At 42.7% G+C, this 18764-nt stretch carries 18 protein-coding genes, 1 tRNA gene and 2 pseudogenes; 15 read left to right on the top strand and 6 right to left on the bottom strand.

What is annotated here, in order from left to right:
* The 3 genes and pseudogenes from AACQ38_RS10175 to AACQ38_RS10185 form a co-directional block, all read right to left on the bottom strand.
* Positions 1-1242 carry a restriction endonuclease subunit S gene (locus tag AACQ38_RS10175; RefSeq protein ID WP_207631832.1) on the bottom strand — a complete coding sequence of 414 codons (1242 nt, stop codon included), beginning with the start codon at positions 1240-1242 and terminating at the stop codon, positions 1-3.
* On the bottom strand, positions 1239-2795 hold the full coding sequence (locus tag AACQ38_RS10180; RefSeq protein ID WP_165578049.1) for a type I restriction-modification system subunit M: 1557 nt from the start codon (positions 2793-2795) through the stop codon (positions 1239-1241). The genes AACQ38_RS10175 and AACQ38_RS10180 overlap by 4 nt, the downstream gene beginning before the upstream one ends.
* Positions 2796-3108: 313 nt before the next feature.
* Positions 3109-3357: pseudogene (locus tag AACQ38_RS10185) on the bottom strand (tyrosine-type recombinase/integrase); the annotation flags it as partial.
* Positions 3358-4587: 1230 nt separating this feature from the next.
* On the opposite strand from AACQ38_RS10185, the gene AACQ38_RS10190 reads away from it, so the two are divergent.
* From AACQ38_RS10190 to AACQ38_RS10220, 7 genes and pseudogenes are all read left to right on the top strand, one after another.
* Positions 4588-4782, top strand: coding sequence for a hypothetical protein (locus AACQ38_RS10190; RefSeq protein ID WP_165578050.1), 195 nt, complete (start codon positions 4588-4590; stop codon positions 4780-4782).
* Between the two features lie 15 nt (positions 4783-4797).
* On the top strand, positions 4798-5676 hold the full coding sequence (locus AACQ38_RS10195) for an integrase domain-containing protein (RefSeq protein ID WP_165578051.1): 879 nt from the start codon (positions 4798-4800) through the stop codon (positions 5674-5676).
* A gap of 3 nt (positions 5677-5679) precedes the next feature.
* A complete protein-coding gene (locus tag AACQ38_RS10200; RefSeq protein ID WP_036773792.1) occupies positions 5680-5880 on the top strand; it encodes a helix-turn-helix transcriptional regulator in 201 nt (66 codons plus the stop codon).
* The gene (locus AACQ38_RS10205; protein WP_113024704.1) at positions 5877-6500 is read left to right on the top strand and encodes an ash family protein; all 624 of its coding nucleotides are present in this window, start codon (positions 5877-5879) and stop codon (positions 6498-6500) included. The genes AACQ38_RS10200 and AACQ38_RS10205 overlap by 4 nt, the downstream gene beginning before the upstream one ends.
* Positions 6481-7377: pseudogene (locus AACQ38_RS10210) on the top strand (primase-helicase zinc-binding domain-containing protein); the annotation flags it as partial. The gene AACQ38_RS10205 and the pseudogene AACQ38_RS10210, both read left to right, overlap by 20 nt.
* Before the next feature lie 51 nt (positions 7378-7428).
* On the top strand, positions 7429-8511 hold the full coding sequence (locus AACQ38_RS10215) for a helicase RepA family protein (protein ID WP_339367039.1): 1083 nt from the start codon (positions 7429-7431) through the stop codon (positions 8509-8511).
* 462 nt (positions 8512-8973) lie between these two features.
* Positions 8974-9207 (top strand): helix-turn-helix domain-containing protein, encoded by a 234-nt coding sequence (locus AACQ38_RS10220; RefSeq protein WP_165578053.1) that lies wholly within the window; start codon positions 8974-8976, stop codon positions 9205-9207.
* 188 nt (positions 9208-9395) lie between these two features.
* Here the strand turns inward: AACQ38_RS10220 and AACQ38_RS10225 are convergent, their stop codons facing one another.
* Positions 9396-10610, bottom strand: a complete 1215-nt coding sequence (locus AACQ38_RS10225; RefSeq protein WP_165578054.1) for a tyrosine-type recombinase/integrase — start codon at positions 10608-10610, stop codon at positions 9396-9398.
* A 165-nt stretch (positions 10611-10775) separates the two neighbouring features.
* Positions 10776-10852: transfer RNA gene (locus tag AACQ38_RS10230), tRNA-Arg, on the bottom strand.
* A 196-nt stretch (positions 10853-11048) separates the two neighbouring features.
* Here AACQ38_RS10230 and folD point away from each other — a divergent pair.
* The 8 genes from folD (at position 11049) to AACQ38_RS10270 (ending at position 17706) form a co-directional block, all read left to right on the top strand.
* Positions 11049-11924, top strand: coding sequence for a bifunctional methylenetetrahydrofolate dehydrogenase/methenyltetrahydrofolate cyclohydrolase FolD (folD, locus tag AACQ38_RS10235; RefSeq protein ID WP_011148411.1), 876 nt, complete (start codon positions 11049-11051; stop codon positions 11922-11924).
* Entirely contained in the window at positions 11924-12136 is a 213-nt protein-coding gene (gene ybcJ / locus AACQ38_RS10240; RefSeq protein WP_011148410.1) for a ribosome-associated protein YbcJ, read from the top strand. The genes folD and ybcJ overlap by 1 nt, the downstream gene beginning before the upstream one ends.
* A gap of 1097 nt (positions 12137-13233) precedes the next feature.
* Entirely contained in the window at positions 13234-13650 is a 417-nt protein-coding gene (locus AACQ38_RS10245; RefSeq protein WP_207631833.1) for a DUF2170 family protein, read from the top strand.
* A 20-nt stretch (positions 13651-13670) separates the two neighbouring features.
* Positions 13671-14354, top strand: a complete 684-nt coding sequence (locus tag AACQ38_RS10250) for a PspA/IM30 family protein (protein WP_112872168.1) — start codon at positions 13671-13673, stop codon at positions 14352-14354.
* A 65-nt stretch (positions 14355-14419) separates the two neighbouring features.
* Complete coding sequence (locus AACQ38_RS10255) at positions 14420-15082, top strand: YjfK family protein (RefSeq protein ID WP_165578055.1); 663 nt, start codon at positions 14420-14422, stop codon at positions 15080-15082.
* Complete coding sequence (locus AACQ38_RS10260) at positions 15083-15520, top strand: DUF350 domain-containing protein (RefSeq protein ID WP_011148406.1); 438 nt, start codon at positions 15083-15085, stop codon at positions 15518-15520.
* A 12-nt stretch (positions 15521-15532) separates the two neighbouring features.
* Positions 15533-16420 (top strand): DUF1190 domain-containing protein, encoded by an 888-nt coding sequence (locus tag AACQ38_RS10265; protein ID WP_109791865.1) that lies wholly within the window; start codon positions 15533-15535, stop codon positions 16418-16420.
* Between the two features lie 119 nt (positions 16421-16539).
* Positions 16540-17706 carry a glutathionylspermidine synthase family protein gene (locus AACQ38_RS10270; protein WP_011148404.1) on the top strand — a complete coding sequence of 389 codons (1167 nt, stop codon included), beginning with the start codon at positions 16540-16542 and terminating at the stop codon, positions 17704-17706.
* A 224-nt stretch (positions 17707-17930) separates the two neighbouring features.
* On the opposite strand, the gene AACQ38_RS10275 is transcribed toward AACQ38_RS10270, so the two are convergent.
* Positions 17931-18761 carry a nucleotidyltransferase domain-containing protein gene (locus AACQ38_RS10275; protein ID WP_011148403.1) on the bottom strand — a complete coding sequence of 277 codons (831 nt, stop codon included), beginning with the start codon at positions 18759-18761 and terminating at the stop codon, positions 17931-17933.
* Positions 18762-18764: the final 3 nt, after the last annotated feature.

An 18764-nucleotide genomic window follows, 5' to 3' on the forward strand; every position in this document is an offset into this window, starting at 1 on the left:
TCATGCCTCTACCTCTGGCTTAGGGAAATTCAACAGCAGATCGCGATAATATTCATATTGCTTTTGACGTAATTCAATTTCACGAGGCAAACCTTCGCTAATGGAGTTAGTTAGAGCGTCGAATTTATCTAAGGTAGAGACGATACGAGCTTGCTCGGCTAGTGATGGAATAGGAACAAGAATTTTTTCTAGATCACTCTTTGAGACCCTACGAACCTTTGTTCCGGTAATATACTTTCTTTTCTGCGCCTGAAAAGCTTCCGTTTGAAAATAGTAGGCTAAATATTTAACGTTTTGTTCGTTCCTGAACAATATCATATCGCCAGAAATAGCAACTTGACCACCCAGCCATGCCAGCGGTTTCACAACATCCTCATCATTTTCGGAAGTTGTCGCAAGCAAAAGGTCATTCTCATTAGCTTTTCTCAGTTTTTTAGCTAAATTTTCAGATACATAAGTGAAAGTTATATCAGATGATAGACCATATCTGGTGTAGATTTGCCCATAATGTATAGCTGGAAATCCCTTTTCAATGAAATCTTTTTTTTGCATTCCATTGCCACGGATAAATTCACCAACTTCCCCCAAAGCCTTCCACTCCACCTCACCTTTTCCAAAACTTAACAATTGGTCGCGATAGTAGCTGTATTGTTTTTTACGTGCGGTAAGCTCAGCGGTAAGCTTAGCGGTAAGCTTAGCGGTAAGCTCGGTAAAGGCGTCTAAAATGCGGACGATTTCGGTTTGGATATCGAGTTTTTTAGGAATAGGAACAACAATTTTAGCTAGATCGTCCTTTGAGACCCTACGAACCTTTGCTCCGTTAATATACTTTCTTTTCTGCGTTTGAAATGCTTCTGTTTGAAAATAATAGGCTAGATACTTAACGTTTTGGTCATGCCTGAACAACATCATATCGCCAGAAATAACAGCTTCACCACCCAGCCATGCCAGCGGTTTCACAACATCTTCATCATTTTCTGAAGTTGTCGCAAGCAAAAGATCATTCTTGTTAGCTTTTCTCAACTTATTAGCTAAATCTTCAGAAATATAAGTAAAAGTTTTGTCAGCTGATAGGCCGTATCTGGTATAGATTTGTCCATAATGAATAGCAGGGAATCCCGTTTCAATGAAATCCTTTTTTTGCATTCCATTGCCACGTATAAACTCCCCAACTTCCCCCAAAGTCTTCCACTCCACCTCAACACCTTCAAGCAATTTCTCCATAAAACTCATATTGCTCATGCTTTATTCTCCGTGCCTTCAATTTCAGCAACAATGGCATCAATATCCATCCGAAGCTGGTCAATTTTTTTAACGGTGGTCTTTAATTCGGCATTGAGTTTTGTAATATCAATTACTTCGCGGTTGTCTCTAGCTTCGACATAGCTACTCACCGACAGGTTGTAATCGTTAGCGGCGATGGCTTCAAAACTGACTGATTTTGCTAAATGTTCAATGTCAGCTTTGCTATCAAACATCTGCATAATTTGTTCGATATGATCATCGGTAAGTATGTTGTTATTGGTTTCTTTTTTAAACAGAGTGCTTGCATCAATAAACTGAGTAGTGGTGTCGGTTTTGTGTTTAGACAGCACCAGAATGTTGACAGCAATGGTCGTGCCAAAAAATAGGTTAGGCGCTAATGAGATCACGGTTTCAACATAGTTGTTATCTACCAGATATTTGCGGATTTTCTGCTCAGCTCCACCACGGTAAAAAATACCCGGGAAGCAAACAATTGCCGCGCGACCTTTGCTGGATAAGTAACTCAATGCGTGCAGAACAAAGGCAAAGTCGGCTTTGGACTTCGGCGCTAATACGCCAGCGGGAGCAAAGCGGTCATCGTTGATTAGCGTTGGATCATCACTGCCAATCCATTTCACCGAATACGGTGGATTAGAGACGATGGCATCGAACGGTTTGTCATCACCAAAATGCGGTTCGGTTAAAGTATTGCCCAACATGATATTAAACTTGTCGTAGTTAATGTTGTGCAAAAACATATTCATACGCGCAAGATTATAGGTGGTATGGTTAATCTCCTGACCAAAGAAACCGTCTTCAATAATGTGGGCATCGAAGTGTTTTTTGGCTTGTAATAGCAGAGAGCCCGAACCTGCGGCGGGATCATAGATTTTATTCACGCTGGTTTGCCCGTGCATGGCGAGCTGAGCGATTAGCCTGGAAACGTGTTGTGGTGTAAAAAATTCACCGCCTGATTTACCTGCATTGGCGGCATAGTTAGAGATTAAAAACTCATAAGCATCACCAAACAAGTCTATTTTGTTACTTTCAAAGTGACCAAATTTAAGCCCTGCCACGCCTTTCAAGACTGCGGCTAAGCGGGTGTTTTTATCTTTAACGGTATTACCTAAACGGTTACTGGTGGTGTCAAAATCGGCAAAAAGACCCTTAATCTCGGCTTCAGATGGGTAGCCGTTGGCTGAGCTTTCAATAGCGACGAAAATGCTATTTAAGTCTTTGTTTAAGTTATCATTTTTATTAGCATTTTCGGCAATATTAACAAACAGTTGGCTTGGGTAAATGAAATAGCCTTTGGTTTTAATGGCATCATCTTTAATATCGTCAGTGATAACATTGTCTGAAAGCTCGGCATAGTTAATGCTCTCATCACCGCCTTCAATGTAGTTTGCAAAGTTTTCACTTATAAAGCGATAAAACAGCGTACCTAGTACGTACTGTTTGAAATCCCAGCCATCCACCGAACCTCTCACATCGTTAGCAATTTGCCAGATTTGACGCTGTAGTTCGGCGCGTTGTTGGGTACTTGTCATTGTGAAACTCCACTTTTAATACGTTTTTGAATGGCCATCGGCCCATAATCATCCCAGTATTATAACGAGTAAAGACGTTCTAATCATTTTGAATCGCGACAAGTTTAGTCGTCATCTCTGGGTCATTTTGGGCTGCTTCCAACCTGATGCGCTGCGCTTGTCTTCTCGATTTACCGGGCTAATAAATTAATCCGGTAAATCGGAGAGCTGAAAAATGCCTACATTAAGAAAAAATTACTTTTCTGGCAGGTTATCCCTTGTCAGTTTTGGCAGCCATTCGATAGCAGTACCAATATTCAGGTTACTACGAATCATCATAGCCAATACGCTTAATAACCTGATTAATAGCAGCTTCACTCATTGGCTTACCCGCATCGTTATGACCGGGGAAAACGTATTTCCTGCTCCCTGTAATCTTGTGCAGCTTGATAAGAATGGCTTTAACCTGATTTGATAGCGGGACGATGTGAGGGTGACGCATTTTCATTCGTTCAGCGGGTATTTGCCAGATATCTTTATCAAAATCGAATTCAGTCCATTCTGATTCTCTCAATTCGATGGTATTCCGGTAAGTATAAGCAAAGGAGAGCTTAACTTTGCGTATTTACTGGGGTTTTATGGGATTTGCGCCCTACAGGATTCGATATAAAAACATATCATGTTGATTATAAAAATATATGTTTTATTCAATAAATATACATACCCCCAAATGTACCCCCAATTAAAAAATCATTATTGTCTTTCATGTAAGAAATTGAGTTTTAAATAAAAATTAACACTTTTGGTTATCAAGTGTGATTTTTAGCCATAGTCCTTCTAAGTTACATGGCTTTATTACATTTGGGATACAAAATAGATCTATGGTTTTTTCTAATTCTCTTAGTTGACTTGTTAAATTTTTTAACAAGTCAACTAAGAGAGGACAAGCGTAGCGCGTCAGCTAGAAAATGCCCATGTTATAGTCATCAATAAGCTGATTTCGTCAGCGTATCTAATCAATAGTCTAACTAACTGATTAAATTATCTGTTCCCTATTGCTACGTGTTACATCCTGCGCTAACCTTGTTACACTTATATTGCTGTCATCGACAGCCGCCAATGTTTCCGAGGGATCTGTGAGGAAACGCTTTCGAGTGATCCACTATTGCTGCCATTGACAGCACTCAATGCTTCTAAAAGGTCTGTGAAGAAGCGCTTTCGAGCGACCATACCTAAAATTCTCCCTGATCTGAAAAGAGAAGGCCGTCAGATAGCATGAGGCTGATAACCCCGCTTATCCTTTGAGAGTGGGGATCGCGAAATGAAAGCGATGAAGGTGCATTTATACATTTAACTCACTCACGGGTCTTCTATCCCGGAGGAAGCGAGTTCTTCTTATATCCAAGCGTCAGACAGGACAGCTTTAGCTGCCTTTCGCTCTAATGAGATTAAGCCACGAGTTTAGCCTCATTTCATTTACGTAAGCTAAAGTACTCGGTTTGCTTGGCTCACACCTTAACTAACTGCTGCCTGAGTTATCAGGCGGTCAGGTAGGCTATTTCTCAATATCAGCATATTGCGACAGTTTTACACTACTACGGGCAACACTTTGCTATGCCATCAGGCATCAGCAAGCACCTGCCCTGCTTCTGTTTACTGACTCCGATGTTCAGGCGTCACTTTTCGCCGGTTTACCGCTGAAAGTGACGCCGCCGCATAAAGGTAATATCCACATTACAGGCGTATGCCTGCTCAACAAATCAGTGCTTCTGTCACTGCTAATTAAGATTAAAACACCATCAAAAAGGAGAGCTTGACGATACCGAGGCTGGCTTTTGCCAGAGGGGATAACCTGCCTATGCAGGCGGCAGTACAGCGTACTCAAACCGATACCCCACAATACCTCAACAGCGTTCACTCTGGCGCACAGGTATCGTTCAAGGGCAAAGCAGATAACCCCTGTTTTGTCAGAACTGTCGCGCGCCAGAGATTTAATGTTATCAGGTGAAAAATAAGGAGTGATATGAGTCGATTAGTCAGGGAAATGCAGACCTTTGCCCGGCAGGCTGGAGGCAGTCATAAAACCTGTCATGACCGCATTCGGATAGCGAGGCGGCTAGGTGAGTTTTTGTTGAAACTGAATATTCAGGTGAAAAGCCTCAACTATTTAAAGACCAAACACATTGAAAGTTATATCCATGCCCGACTGTCTCAGGGCATAGCTAAACGCACCCTGCAAAATGAAATGTCGGCGCTCCGTCATATCTTTCTTCTGGCAGACCGGACGAAGTTAAGTACCTCTCCCCGATTGAATAATCAGGCATTGGGACTGAGTGGTGCCAGTCGTGCAGGGACAAAACAAGCCATTCCTGATGTACTTTTTCAGGCAGTTTATCAGAAAGCAGCAAAATACGATGCCGGACTGGCAATCACCCTCCAGCTTACCCGTTTGATGGGGCTACGTTCTCAGGAAGCCGTTCAGTGTTGTGCTTCGTTGAAAAGCTGGCAAAAACAGCTTAATCAGCCAGAGCCTAAGCTCCATGTAGTTTTTGGTACTAAAGGCGGCCGCCCCAGACAAACTCGTGTACTGAATGTGGACGCAGTGAAAAAAGCGGTTGATAAAGCCATTGAAATTGCAGAACAGCGCGGCGGCAGGCTGATTGATAAACCCGATCTCAAACGAGCGATGAACTACTGGCGTGCCCATACCGCTCATCTGGGATTAACCGGCTGTTATGCCCCACATAGTTTGCGCTACGCATGGGCACAGGATGCGCTGAGGTTTTACCAAGAAAGCGCTTTTACTCGTCAGGAAGCCAGGGCTTTAGTCTCAATGGATTTAGGTCACGGTGATGGTCGCGGGCGTTATGTTGAACGAGTTTACAGTCAAAAGGAGGATTGAGAAATGGCAGAGACAACCTTAATACGTCTGGCGGATGTCATGAAAAAAGTCGGTTTAAAGAAATCATGGATTTACCATTTGATGCAGCAAGGGGAATTCCCTAAATCTGTCAGTCTGGGAGCACGCTCAGTAGCATGGGTAGAAAAAGAAATTGATGAATGGATTATCAATAAAATCAACAACCGCGAGGAAACACAGGGATGAGTCTGAATGAGGCTTTTAACCTTAATTATAAGTTGATAATCAGTAAATTACTGAGGTATAGTTCACGCGCTGCGGCAAAATCCGCAGCCGGAGTTAGCGTTCCGATTAACATGATGGCAGCATTACACGCCTGTTTTAGGCTATTCAATGCTGGTGCTTTTGTACACCTGTTGTCTATGGTGGCTCAGGCAGGGGCTTCGAAAGAAGCGCCGGTTTCCATTGTGTCCGGTAACGCTAACCCTGTCTGGGCTGCCACCCTTGAGGTTAGCGTCTCTGGTGGTAGCGATAGTTCGCACACAATGGAGGCTGCCTTATGGCTATACCCCCTCTTAACCTCTACCTATCACCCCAAGACTGGCTATTTTATCTACAACGTCAGCTATTCTCCTGTTCTAAGGCTTTTTCTCTGGCAGGGGTGTTTTATGCATGATTACCGCCCTGAAAACTCAGAAGAAGTACTCGACCATTGCCGGGCACTTATCAACAGTATTATTGAGCAAAATAATCTCGCATTTAAGGAAATCCTGACTTTCGTTTTATGGGAACGTATTGAACTGCTCAGTAAAATGCTGGTTGGAGAAACCACAGAGGAGGAAAGCCATGCCCTCCTTCATTTCTGATATTGTCCGGCAATCCTGCCACCGCTGGCCCGCGATCCTGTCTCAGGCAGGCATTGTTGTGCCCGCCAATAATCGTCATGGGCCTTGTCCCATGTGCGGTGGGAAAGACCGGTTCCGATTTGATGATAAAAACGGTAATGGTACATGGATTTGTAATCGGGCTAAATGCGGTCATGGAGATGGACTGGATTTATTGGCAAAATTTAAAGGTTGTCAATTAATTGAGGCGGCAAGGTGGATATCTGAGTTGTCAGAACTCCCGTCAACGGCGCCAGCCAGAAAAAAAGCCTCTGTTATTCAAGTGCCGATTGCTGAACGGGTCAATTCGTTATTAAATCAGTGTATTAAGGGCGCGAGCCCTTATTTAATTCGCAAGAGTTTAGCTGAACGCGTTTTTTTGTTCCCACCGGCTTACTGTCAAAAAACAGGCAATGTGATTTTTCCAGAAAATACACTGGTGTTACCACTAGTTAATATTGCAGGAGGATATTGCGGTGCCCAATTGATTCACCCTGACGGCAGCAAGCGATTATTACCCGGCAGTCAGTTAAAAGGGGCTTTTGCTGTTGTCCATGAACCCGATTCTTATGATGACATTATCATCACAGAAGGTTATGCCACTGGCTTATCACTGGCCGTTATTAGCCGAAACAGTACAATCTATGCCGCCATTTCCGCTAATAACCTGCTCAATGTAGCAAAAGCGCTTAAAGCGCAACATCCGCAAGGTGTTTTTATTATCGCAGGGGATAATGATGTTGATGCAGATGAAAAAAACACAGGAAAAATTAAGGCAGAACAGGCCGCGAATGCAATACAGGGAAAGGTTGCACTGCCACCAACAGACTATCAAGCTGACTGGGATGATTACCGTAAGCAATATGGTGATGAAGCAACCCGAGCAGCCTTTTATCACCAGACCGGTAAAATCACCGGTTCCCTTTCTGTGACTCGTCTCCCCACGACCTACAGCACATCATTACCTTTACGCAGAGGTTCTGAGGGCTTTGATACTCATCAGGATTATCTGATCAAAGGTCATTTGCCCAGTAACGCCTTAGCCAGTATTTACGGCCCCAGTGGTTCTTATAAATCTTTTTTGGCGGTGTCCTGGGCATGTCATATCGCCACGGGTAGAGCATGGGCAGGTAAACGCGTCAATCGGGGAGCGGTGGTTTATGTGGTCGGTGAAGGTGGTCTGGGAGTTCCGCGTCGTATCCGGGCATGGGAAAGCAGCCTGAACGATAACAGCCCGATAGATGCCCTTTACCGTATAGACTGCCCGGTGTTTCCTGCTAGTCAGGAAAGTGCTGAGCAAGTGATTTGTGCAGCGAAAGATGTCGAACAGGAAACCGGATTGCTTGTCCGTCTGATTGTACTGGACACCCTCGCCCGCTGTTTTGGCGGCTCGGACGAAAACACCGCTAAAGATATGGGCGCATTTATTCAGGGTTGCGACTATATCAAAGCCAAAACAAACGCCACCGTGCTTGTTGTGCACCATTCCGGCAAAGACCAAGATAAAGGCGCAAGAGGCTCCAGCGCCTTTCGGGCAGCACTGGATGCGGAGTTTAATATCCGCCGTGAAAATGATAAAGAAGCGCTGATATTAAGCTGTACCAAAATGAAAGATGCTGATGAACCGCCACAAGTCGCTTATGACCTGTATCCGGTCAGCATTTGTATTGATGAAGACGGTGAAGAGATTACCTCTCTGGTGTTGTCAGATCAGCCCAGACAACCGCAGGATGCCACAGCCGGTGATATGGCACTGGCCCATGTCCGGCGTCTGTCAGGCAATCATCTGGCACTATGGGAATCTATTCGTAACCGAACAGCCCAAAGCGATTCCTGCACAAAATCACAGGTGCGGGATGACTTACGAGCGAAAGGCATTGATGTATCAAAGAAATTCAGCCGCTGGCTGGACAAACTGGAAAATGATGGATTATTGACCGTGTTGGGTGAAGATATCCGCATTAATCAACGCCATTCTAATATGGGGGAATAAATGGTAAATGTGGGGGATATTGTCAAAAATCCAGCAATGCTCCCCACTTACCACTTATTAAGCTCACCTAAATGGGGGAAGCTCGTGAAACCCTTATTCTGTCTGGCTTTAAGCGATTTTAATAATATCAATGTGGGGGCAATAAAAATCCATATATCGTGGGGGACAAAATGGGGGAAGAGTAGGTATTTTCTTTCTGTCGGTATAGAGCTATTTAATTCATTCATAATGTATGTTTAACACCATCCTATTTATTAATATCCAATAGAGCATTCACATTATTCTGTAATTAGAAAATCATCTTCTCTTTATTTAAAGAAAAATAAAATGGGTAATCAATGGGGGAGTTTTATTTAAATGGGGGAAATAATAAAACAATGGTATTTTTTAACTTTAACTATTTACAGATAGAGTCCATGAAAGGATAATTATTTTATGTCACCACTCAGGGAAATATAAAATATGATTCAACAGGATTGGCATCCAGCCGATATTATTGCCGGACTGAAAAAGAAAGGAATAACATTAGCCGCTTTATCAAGGAGCGTTGGACTGGCTTCATCCACACTAGCAAATGCACTGACACGCCACTGGCCTAAAGGAGAAAGAATTATTTCTGATGCGTTAGGAGTTCCGCCTGAAATTATCTGGCCTTCCCGTTATGAAAATAACGGGACTAAAGCATTCATATCATAAAAATGTTATGACTCAGAAAATATGATTAAATAAATATACTTATTGCCCACTATTTAAGGTGGGCCTTTTATATAACTATTTGCTGTTTTTATCTGAAAAAGTGTAAGGAGCAATTAATTTCTTTTTATATTATTACAAATAATTAACCAATCATAGGAGTTTTCTATCTCTATCTGTGCAAATAATAATTAAGCTCTTTTACCAAATGTACTATAAATTACATTTTCACCATATTCTAAACTATCCATATAGTCGGCATACCATTGAAGCATTTCACGACGCCCATCCAAGTATTGAGCATGATTATACGTACCCCTGATACTATTTTTATCAACATGAGCTAACTGCGTTTCAATCCAAGCGCTGTTATAACCTTGTTCATGCAGAATCGTACTCATGGTATGTCGAAAGCCGTGGCCTGTTGCTTTGCCACCATAGCCGATACGTTTAATAACTTGATTAATAGCTGCTTCACTCATTGGTTTACTGGAATCATTACGCCCATGAAAAATAAACTCAAAACGCCCAGTGATAGTTTCCAATGTCTTAAACAGAGACAGAACCTGCTCAGACAGTGGAACGATATGCGGGCGGCGCATCTTCATACGTTCTAGTGGAATTTCCCATATCTTTCTATCTAAATCTAGTTCATCCCACTTTGCAGCTCTGAGTTCTATAGTTCGAACACCGGTTAACAATAATATTTTTGTTGCTATTTGAGTAATGATACTTCCCCTGTATTGAGATAATGTTTGCAGGAAAAAAGGTAATTCATCGGCTAAAAGATGTGGAAAGTGTTTAACTTTCGGTGATGCTAATGCTCCAGATAACTCAGCAGCAGGATTATATTCAACTCTACCAGTTACAATCGCATATTTAAATACCTGACTACAAGCTTGACGAATCTTCTTGAGCTTGTCCAGAACGCCACGCTGTTCCATTTTGCGAAGAGTTTCCAACATATCCAGTGGCTTAATATCCGTTATTATTCTTTTGCCAATATAGGGAAATATGTCTTTATTAAAGGATTCAAGCAAATCATCAGCATAGCCAACAGACCAATTCGGCAATTTATAGGAATGCCATTCTTTAGCTATAGCTTCAAAAGTATTAGTTGCTTTCCTGATTATCTCCTTCTGTTCTGTTTTCTTCACTTCAGCGGGATCAACGCCATTAGCCAAGTGTTGCTTAGCTTCATCTCTTTTGACTCTGGCATTAGCTAAAGACAAATTAGGGTATACCCCCAAAGCAAGTAGTTTCTCTTTACCTGCAATCCGATATTTTAGACGCCAATAACGCGCTCCGTTCTTCTTCACTAGTAAATACAAACCACCACCATCAGCTAATTTATAATCGGTAGCTTTAGCCTTTGCTGACTCTACTTGTCTGGCATTTAATTTCATATGGGGGTATCACTTTCCATTGAACCTGAACATACCCCCAAATGTACCCCCATTATAGGATGGATTTCAACAAACTATAGTGGACGTAGAAAGAATAGGAACTGTAGCAATGCCTTGTATTTACTGGGTTTAGTGGACTTCAATAGACGTTAACGGAAGTGATGATGGCGCGCCCTACAGGATTCGAACCTGTGACCTACGGCTTAGAAGGCCGTTGCTCTATCCAGCTGAGCTAAGGGCGCATCTTGAGAGATGAGCTGCATCAGTAATGCTCTGATGCGGGGAGAGATTATACGGTGACAACTCCTTGAGTCAATGGCTTTTCTGCTTATAAATCTTCATCTGGCTATTTTCTGATTATCAATAAAACTGACAGCACGTTCATGTTCTGACAAAATAGGCAGTATCCCAATGTTTGATTTATGGATTTATTCGTACATGCCAGCAAAAATTATTGATGGGAAAACGATTGCGCAGACAATCAGAAGTGAAGTCGCAGTGCGTGTTCAACAACGTGTTGCTGCGGGAAGACGTGCTCCCGGTCTTGCCGTTGTTTTAGTCGGCGAAAACCCGGCTTCTCAAATTTATGTCGCAAGCAAACGTCGTGCCTGTGAGGAAGTCGGGTTTGTTTCCCGTTCCTATGACCTGCCAGATACCACCAGCGAAGCAGAATTGTTGAATCTTATCGATCAGCTTAATAATGATTCAGATATTGATGGTATTTTGGTTCAGCTCCCTTTACCTGCCGGTATTGATAACGTCAAAGTTTTGGAACGTATCCAGCCTGATAAGGATGTTGATGGCTTCCATCCCTATAATATTGGTCGTTTGTGTCAACGCGCGCCAAAGCTGCGTCCCTGTACTCCACGCGGTATCGCAACGTTGCTTGAGCGTTGTGGAATTAATACTTATGGGCTGAATGCTGTCATTATCGGCGCTTCAAATATTGTTGGTCGTCCAATGAGCTTGGAGCTGTTATTGGCTGGCTGTACTACCACGGTGACTCATCGCTTTACTAAAGATTTACGTCACCATGTGGAGCAGGCAGATTTACTCATTGTGGCGGTCGGTAAACCAAACTTTATCCCCGGAGAGTGGATTAAACCCGGCGCTATTGTTATTGATGTCGGAATTAATCGCCTGGAAGATGGCAAAGTGATTGGTGATGTTGATTTTGAAACTGCATCAGAGCGGGCAAGCTGGATCTCGCCGGTGCCTGGAGGGGTTGGCCCAATGACAGTCGCTACACTTATCCAGAATACCTTGCAAGCCTGCGAGGAATATCACGATGTGGAAAGAATTGAAGGTTGTTAATGGAAATTTTTTATTTAGAAGGTCACCCTTATGTGGCGTTGTGTGATCTATTGAAGTTTCAGGGGTGGAGTGAAAGTGGCGCTAGCGCTAAAGCGGTTATTGCTGAAGGTTTGGTTAAAGTCAATAATCAGATAGAAACCCGTAAACGTTACAAAGCGATAGCCGGGCAGGTTGTTACTTTTAATGGTAAATCTGTCCACATTAAAGAATGATTAAAACGGGCTCCCTTAAAAATGAAGGGAGCCGTAGATTGCGGGTAAAGTCTTGGCCTTTTGATTGTTGGGACTGACTGAAAAAGTGCTTAATCGGTATGTCTGGGAAGTGAGTAAAGCGCGATTAAAAAAGAAAAGGTAAAATAATTCTCGGATGCTAAATAACATCGTGGTTATCATTGATAGATATTAAACTTTATTTAACCGAGGGTTTTATAAACTGAATGCTTCTGGATAAATCCGGTAAGTTTTTGTTGTCAGTTAACCTAACTGTCTGTCGTTAAAAGATATCTCAATGTAAAATAGTAAAAATATAAACGTTTTATCACCCTTTTAATCTTTATCATTATCACTTTTCTGTTTATTGTGTAAATCGGCTTTCTTAGTTTTCAAATGAAGTGAAAACAGATAGTTGAAATGGTGATGAAAAGATTATGGCGGTAAATAAAGGTTAAATCTGATAGTTAATGCATAAGGCTAATCTCTGTTGAATGTAAAAAATGCTCAGTAGAAAAGGTTTTTTATATCGGAGATAAACGGGAATTTGAAAAAGATTTTAGCTTCAATATTATACCCTATGGATTTCAAGATGGATCGCGGCGGCAAGGGAGCGAATCCCCGGGAGCATAGCTAACGATGTGACCGGGGTGAGTGAGTGCAGCCAACAAAGAAGCAACTTGAAAGATGACGGGTATAGAAGGTTAAATGGGTTGATAACCAAAATGGATACTTTTATCAATATCGGTTGATTTTACTGGAAGTTTTTATTTTACCCTGCAATGCTCTATTTACTGTGATATGCCAAGGCTATAAAGCAACCTTAGCTAAGAGTGGTTTTAATCATCCACCAGGATAAGTTTTTTCATGCGAGTATTCTAATGGTGTTTTGTGCAAGAGGTATTGAGATAGCACAAAGTCACTTAGCAAAGGGTATAAAGTTTTAATAATGTTAAGTAATGCTATATTTAAGGTTTTATGCGTTTTTAGTATTTACCATGCTTATGAATATCTTAGGTTTAATACTGGGCTATTTTAACGCAATACTTATTGAAAAATGTTTAATCTGATGATAATTTAAACTTAATATACTGATTTTAATGATAAAACAAACCAGTGGAGTAGATAGTTTGGAATTAAATCAAGTGATTAAAGCTCTTAATGAATCCGGTAATAACTGGAGTGTAGAGCAAATAGGTGAATGTCTTGCAATGACTAATGAAGACGGAATTAAAGCACATCTGGCTATTTGTGGCAGGCAAATTACAGTGGAAGCATTACTGTTTTCGGAAGAGAATGTTTTAGATCCCGCTTCTTTAAATCAGTTTATTTTAGAAACGCACAAGATGATTCCTCTGACTTCAGTTGGAATAACTAAAGTAGAGGGTCAATCTTACTATACTGCTTTTGGTTCATTGTCATCAGAATCAAAACAAGAAAGCGTTGTTATCGAAGTCTCTACGTTGTTTGCCAACATCACTGAACTTCTTGATGCGTATTCTGAGTTCCTAAAATAACAATATAGAGGCAAATATTAATGAACGTGTGGAAAAAGCTTTTTAAGGCAATCAAGGGAACGGTAAATAACGCGGCAGAAGCTGTTGCTGATGGCAATGCTCTGACGATTCTTGATCAGGAAATCCGGGAAGCAAAAGCAGAAATCCGCCGTGCGGATGAAAGCTTGGTTAGCATTATTGCTAAACGAAAAATGGCAGAGAAAAAGGTTGCGGATATCAAAAGCAGTATTACAGAGTACGAGGGTTATGCTCGTTCTGCTGCGGGTAAAGGTGACAATGGGCTTGCTCTGGAGTGTGCTCAGAAAGTTGCGACCTTGCGTGACGAACTGGAAAGAGAACAAGGGTTGTTTGAATCGTTCCAGAAGGCTGAAACGACGCACCGACACACTGTACAAGAGGCGAAGAAGAAGGTGTCTCAGCTTGAGAACCAGGTTGATTTGGTTAAGGCCACTGAGCAGGTGCAGAAAGCCCAAGCTGCGACTCACAGTTCTGTCGTTGGCGCTTCTTCAAAAACATCTACCGCCCTTGATTCCCTTGAGCGTATCAAGTCACGTCAGGCTGAGAAAGCGGCTCAGTTCGAGGCTCAGCAGGAGCTCCACGATAGTATGACTTCTAGCGATCTGGATAAAAAGCTTAAAGAGGCTGGCATAACGTCAAGTTCTATGTCCGCAGAAGATGAACTTGCTCGTATCCTTGGCAAGTAAATACCCAGTTGTTAAATCAAGATCCTGCTTTTTAAAGTGGGATCTTCCTATCAAGAGATATTTCTATGCTTTCCAAAATCGCAGATGCATTTAAGAGCGCATTCGGGGGTAAGACGGTTGCGCCTGCTGTTCCAAAGGTGCCGGAAGTATTAGGTTTGCGTATCGGTGGGGCACTTGAGATAGACCCGCTGATGCTAAAACTGATTGAATCTGACCTAACCATCGAAAATGCCGCTTCAACTCAGCTTATATGTTCCGTTGGTGTAGTCGATCTAGGTGATAACGTGCGTTTGGTTCGTTATTACACTGATGATGAAGGTTATCTTCAAGTGCTTCAAGAAGGTGAAGGGGATGACGGCGTGAAGGAAGTGAGCTTGTGGTACTTTTATGAAACTAAACCGATCGATTCACAAGCTCAATGGGATGCGCTGATTGAAAACGGTATCGTGACACCAAGCAGACGATATGATCTCGATGGTACCCAGTTCTCTCCGTTATGGGACAACATTAAGCCGGTGGCTGTTACCGAAAAAACTTACAGTAAAGAAGGTCACATAACCGAAACTGATCAGTTTGTGATGGTGTATACGCGTCAGGTTGCTCATAACAGAACAGAAGAACTTCAGGTTGTGGGAGAAGAAAAAGTGGTAGGGAATAACCTGGATAGATTGATGGTACTGAGCACCGGTATTCAACTTAACCAAACTGATTTTAAAGTGGTGGCATAAATGATCACATTGGAAAATGAAGAACAGGCTTTTACTCAATTTATGCATGGTGTAGGCAATTTTGGCTTGTGTTTTGGGCTGGCGCTGGTTTTTTTCATCGTTTTCAAATTCATCTACACAATAATTACTCCGCATGATGAGTGGAAGCTTATCAAACAAGAGAAGAATAGTGCCGCGGCGATATCGCTTGGTGGCGCTCTGGTTGGTTACAGCATTGCCATTGCAAGTGCAGCAAGCAACTCTGTGGGTGTTATTGATTTCGTGATGTGGAGTGTTGTTGCGCTGTTGGCTCAAATTGCTGGCTTCTTCATGGTTCGCATATTCATGATGCCAAAGATTGTATCCCGCATTGAGAATAATGAGGTCCCTGCTGCGATTGTGTTGGCGTCGGTGTCAATTTCTGTTGGTCTTTTAAATGCAGCCTGCATGACTTACTGATTTAGGGATTGTATGACGAACGGGAATAAAAAGCGCAGAATGCGCAGCACCGCCATTAACATTGAGAGTAAGCGTAAATATTGGCGTGGTTTCTCATTCACATCATTGGCGCTCAGTGTTGGTTCACTCGTGGGTTGTGGTCAATCGGCGGATGAGTTGTCAATTCATGTTTATAAGGATTTGGCGTCTTGTCAGAATAATCCGAAGAATATGATCGCTGCTCAATGTGAAACCACATACCAAGCGGCATTACGTGAAGCGGAGCGTACTTCGCAGAAATTTCGCCAGAAAGCTATGTGTGAGCTTGAGTACGGTGAGTGTGAAGCAATGCCGGGGGCCGTAGGTTATCGACCGAAGATGGCCGCCTTTATGATGGCGGCGGTGAAGCCAGAACAGTTTAACCAGTACGATATTGCTGAAAAGTATCGCAATGTGTTCTATCAGCCACTATTTACCTCAACATCAGGCTATGGCGACTTGTACCGTAAGCTTTTTTTCGCTGATGGTAAGGTTATTGGCGATTATTCCGATATTGGCAATATCCAGTACGAGATGAACCGACGTTATTTGCATCCGCTGGAAACGGTTCGCCTGCCAATGGAGAAACGAGAAGTTCCTCAAGTTGGAACAAATGCAAATGTCGTTGCAGGTATAAACCCTGTACTGAACTCCCGATCGACTGCTTATATCGCATCTGGGATCGTTGATGAAATCGGTGATTATTCAGCGCGTAAGCATAGAGAGAGAATGTATCGAGAGCGCTTGATACGTGAAAAGGAACAAAAGTTTAAAAGTAGCGATTCCCGTTATTCTGGTTATGATAGCAAGCCAATTGTCACTACCAAATCTTCTGGTGGTTTTGGTTCAACATCTTCCGCTAAATACAGTTGGGGTGGTTAACCAGCGCTGGCATTTTATTCTCAGGCCAGTCTCTTGCATGGAGTCATTATTGCCGCATTAAGCATTTGTGAGATGGTTTGTTCCAAGATTCAAATAAGCATTATCAAAGGGTTAATCTCATGCTTCAGATCCCAACAACACCTCGTCATGATTGGAAAGTGCGAGCAAAAGAATTTGGGTTTGGTTTCCATACAATCGATAATGAACCGTACTGGACGGAAGACCGTTATTACCAGTTTACTCTCAAGCAGATTGAAGAACATATTGAAGATCCGACAGCGGAAATCCACCGCTTGAGCCTTCAAGCAGTAGAGCACGTGGTTAACAGTGATGAGTTGATGGCTAGATTCCAAATTCCAGAAGCCATGTGGTCATTGGTTCGTGGATCTTGGAAGCGCAGAGATCCAAGCCTCTATAGTCGCCTTGATTTTGCCTATGATGGTAAAAACCCGGCTAAGTTATTGGAAATTAACTCAGATACGCCGACCTCTGTTTATGAGCATGGTTTTTTTAGCTGGCTGTGGTTGGAAGATAAGGTTAACCGTGGTGAATTGCCTCATGCTGCTGATCAGTTCAACTTACTACAGGAGTTGCTTGTTAATCGCTTCTGTGAACTGAAACCCTTTTTGCCATTCAACACGCTTCATTTTGCCTGCTGTAAGGGTACGGAAGAAGACAAAGGTTCGGTTGATTACATGGCTGACTGTGCCAAAGATGCCGGTATTCATATCGAGTTTGTCTACATTGAAGACATCGGGCTCAGCGAGTGTGGTCAATTTACGGATAGTAATAACAAGATCATAGACTCGATGTTCAAGTTGTATCCGTGGGAGTTCATGTTTCGTGAAGAATATGCTCAACACTTGGTCACTGCGGGTGTTAACTGGTTTGAGCCAATGTGGAAATGCCTTACTTCGAATAAGGCAATTTTGCCATTGCTTTGGGAGATGTTTCCAGGACATCCAAATCTGCTTGAGGCTTATTTTGCTGATGATCCGAAAGCCAAGCGTTTAACTCATTACGTCATGAAGCCGATATTCAGCCGTGAGGGCGCGAATATCAGTATTCACAAAGACGGGAAAGTGATTGAAAAGGTAGAGGGTCCTTACGGTGAGGAGGGTTACATTGTGCAGCAGTACACCCCATTGCCAAAGATCGGTAATAGCCATGTCCTTATCGGTAGTTGGCTCGTTAATGATACGCCTGCGGGTCTATCGGTTAGGGAAGATATTGGCAGGATCACGAAAGATACATCACGATTTGTGCCTCATATTATTTTAGGTTAATAACTCTATACCCTATGGATTTCGAGGTGCATCGCGACGGCAAGGGAGCGAATCCCCGGGAGCATAGATAGCTATGTGACCGGGGTGAGAGAGTGCAGCCAACAAAGGGCAACTTGAAAGATGACGGGTATATATTTATTTCTGGAGCAGGGTGGAAGACCCTGCTTTCTGGCTCTGAGTAAACATCCAACTTGATTGCTGAAATGTCATTTTTGTATGATTTTTCATCCATTTTTTAACAGGTATTCTCCTTCTTCTTTATTATTATGGTGAAGTACGGTGCGCATCAGAAGTAGATCCAATTCGGTATCTGGGAGGTGTTTTTTGTCTTTGAGTTCGCGGCGGGTAACTGAATCATCCAATTCGCGGCAGATAAAGTTATGAATGCGTTTAAAACGTGGACTATATTCCGTTTCGTCAGTGTTACGCTTGATGGCAAGCAGAGTCTGTATTTCTTGCATCAGCCCCGCGTCTGTAACCGTTCCGGCCAGTAGGCTGTCGAAGCGCATCGGGGGGACACCTTTACCAGCTTCGATCCAACGTACCGCCAGCAATGGGCGTAGTACATAAAGGTATTTTTTCAGCCGAATTTTCTCGCCTTTCAGGTAACTACGAAAGTTTTTCTTTGCCATTGACAGATAGTGATATCGCGCTCTGTTGTTGGAGAAATAGTCTGGTAATAGGGCACGTAGTGCCGCCATGAACTCCACGTCTTCGTAGTAGATTACCGGTGAGTCTGCCCACTCCATCAGTGTCGGGTTGGCTCGTTTCAGCAGCCCTAAAGTTTTACGCAGTTCCCAACCACAGATATCCAGCTCGTTACTGATCGGTAGTTCAATGACATCCCGAGAGGGATCGACGCGTAAGTACCATGATGGCGCATGTACATAAATAAAACGTACATCGTAATCACTGCTTGTCGAGGCAAATCCCCAACCGCGGCTACCTGATTCACAGGCGTAGAGTATTCGTATTTGCAGCTCTGTCTCAAGTTGCGCCAGTTTTTGGCATATGTGTTGCTTCATGATGTCACTGATACCAAATTTTTCTTTCATCTT

This window comes from Photorhabdus sp. RW14-46 (assembly GCF_963887965.1).
Classification (GTDB): Bacteria; Pseudomonadota; Gammaproteobacteria; order Enterobacterales; family Enterobacteriaceae; genus Photorhabdus; species Photorhabdus laumondii.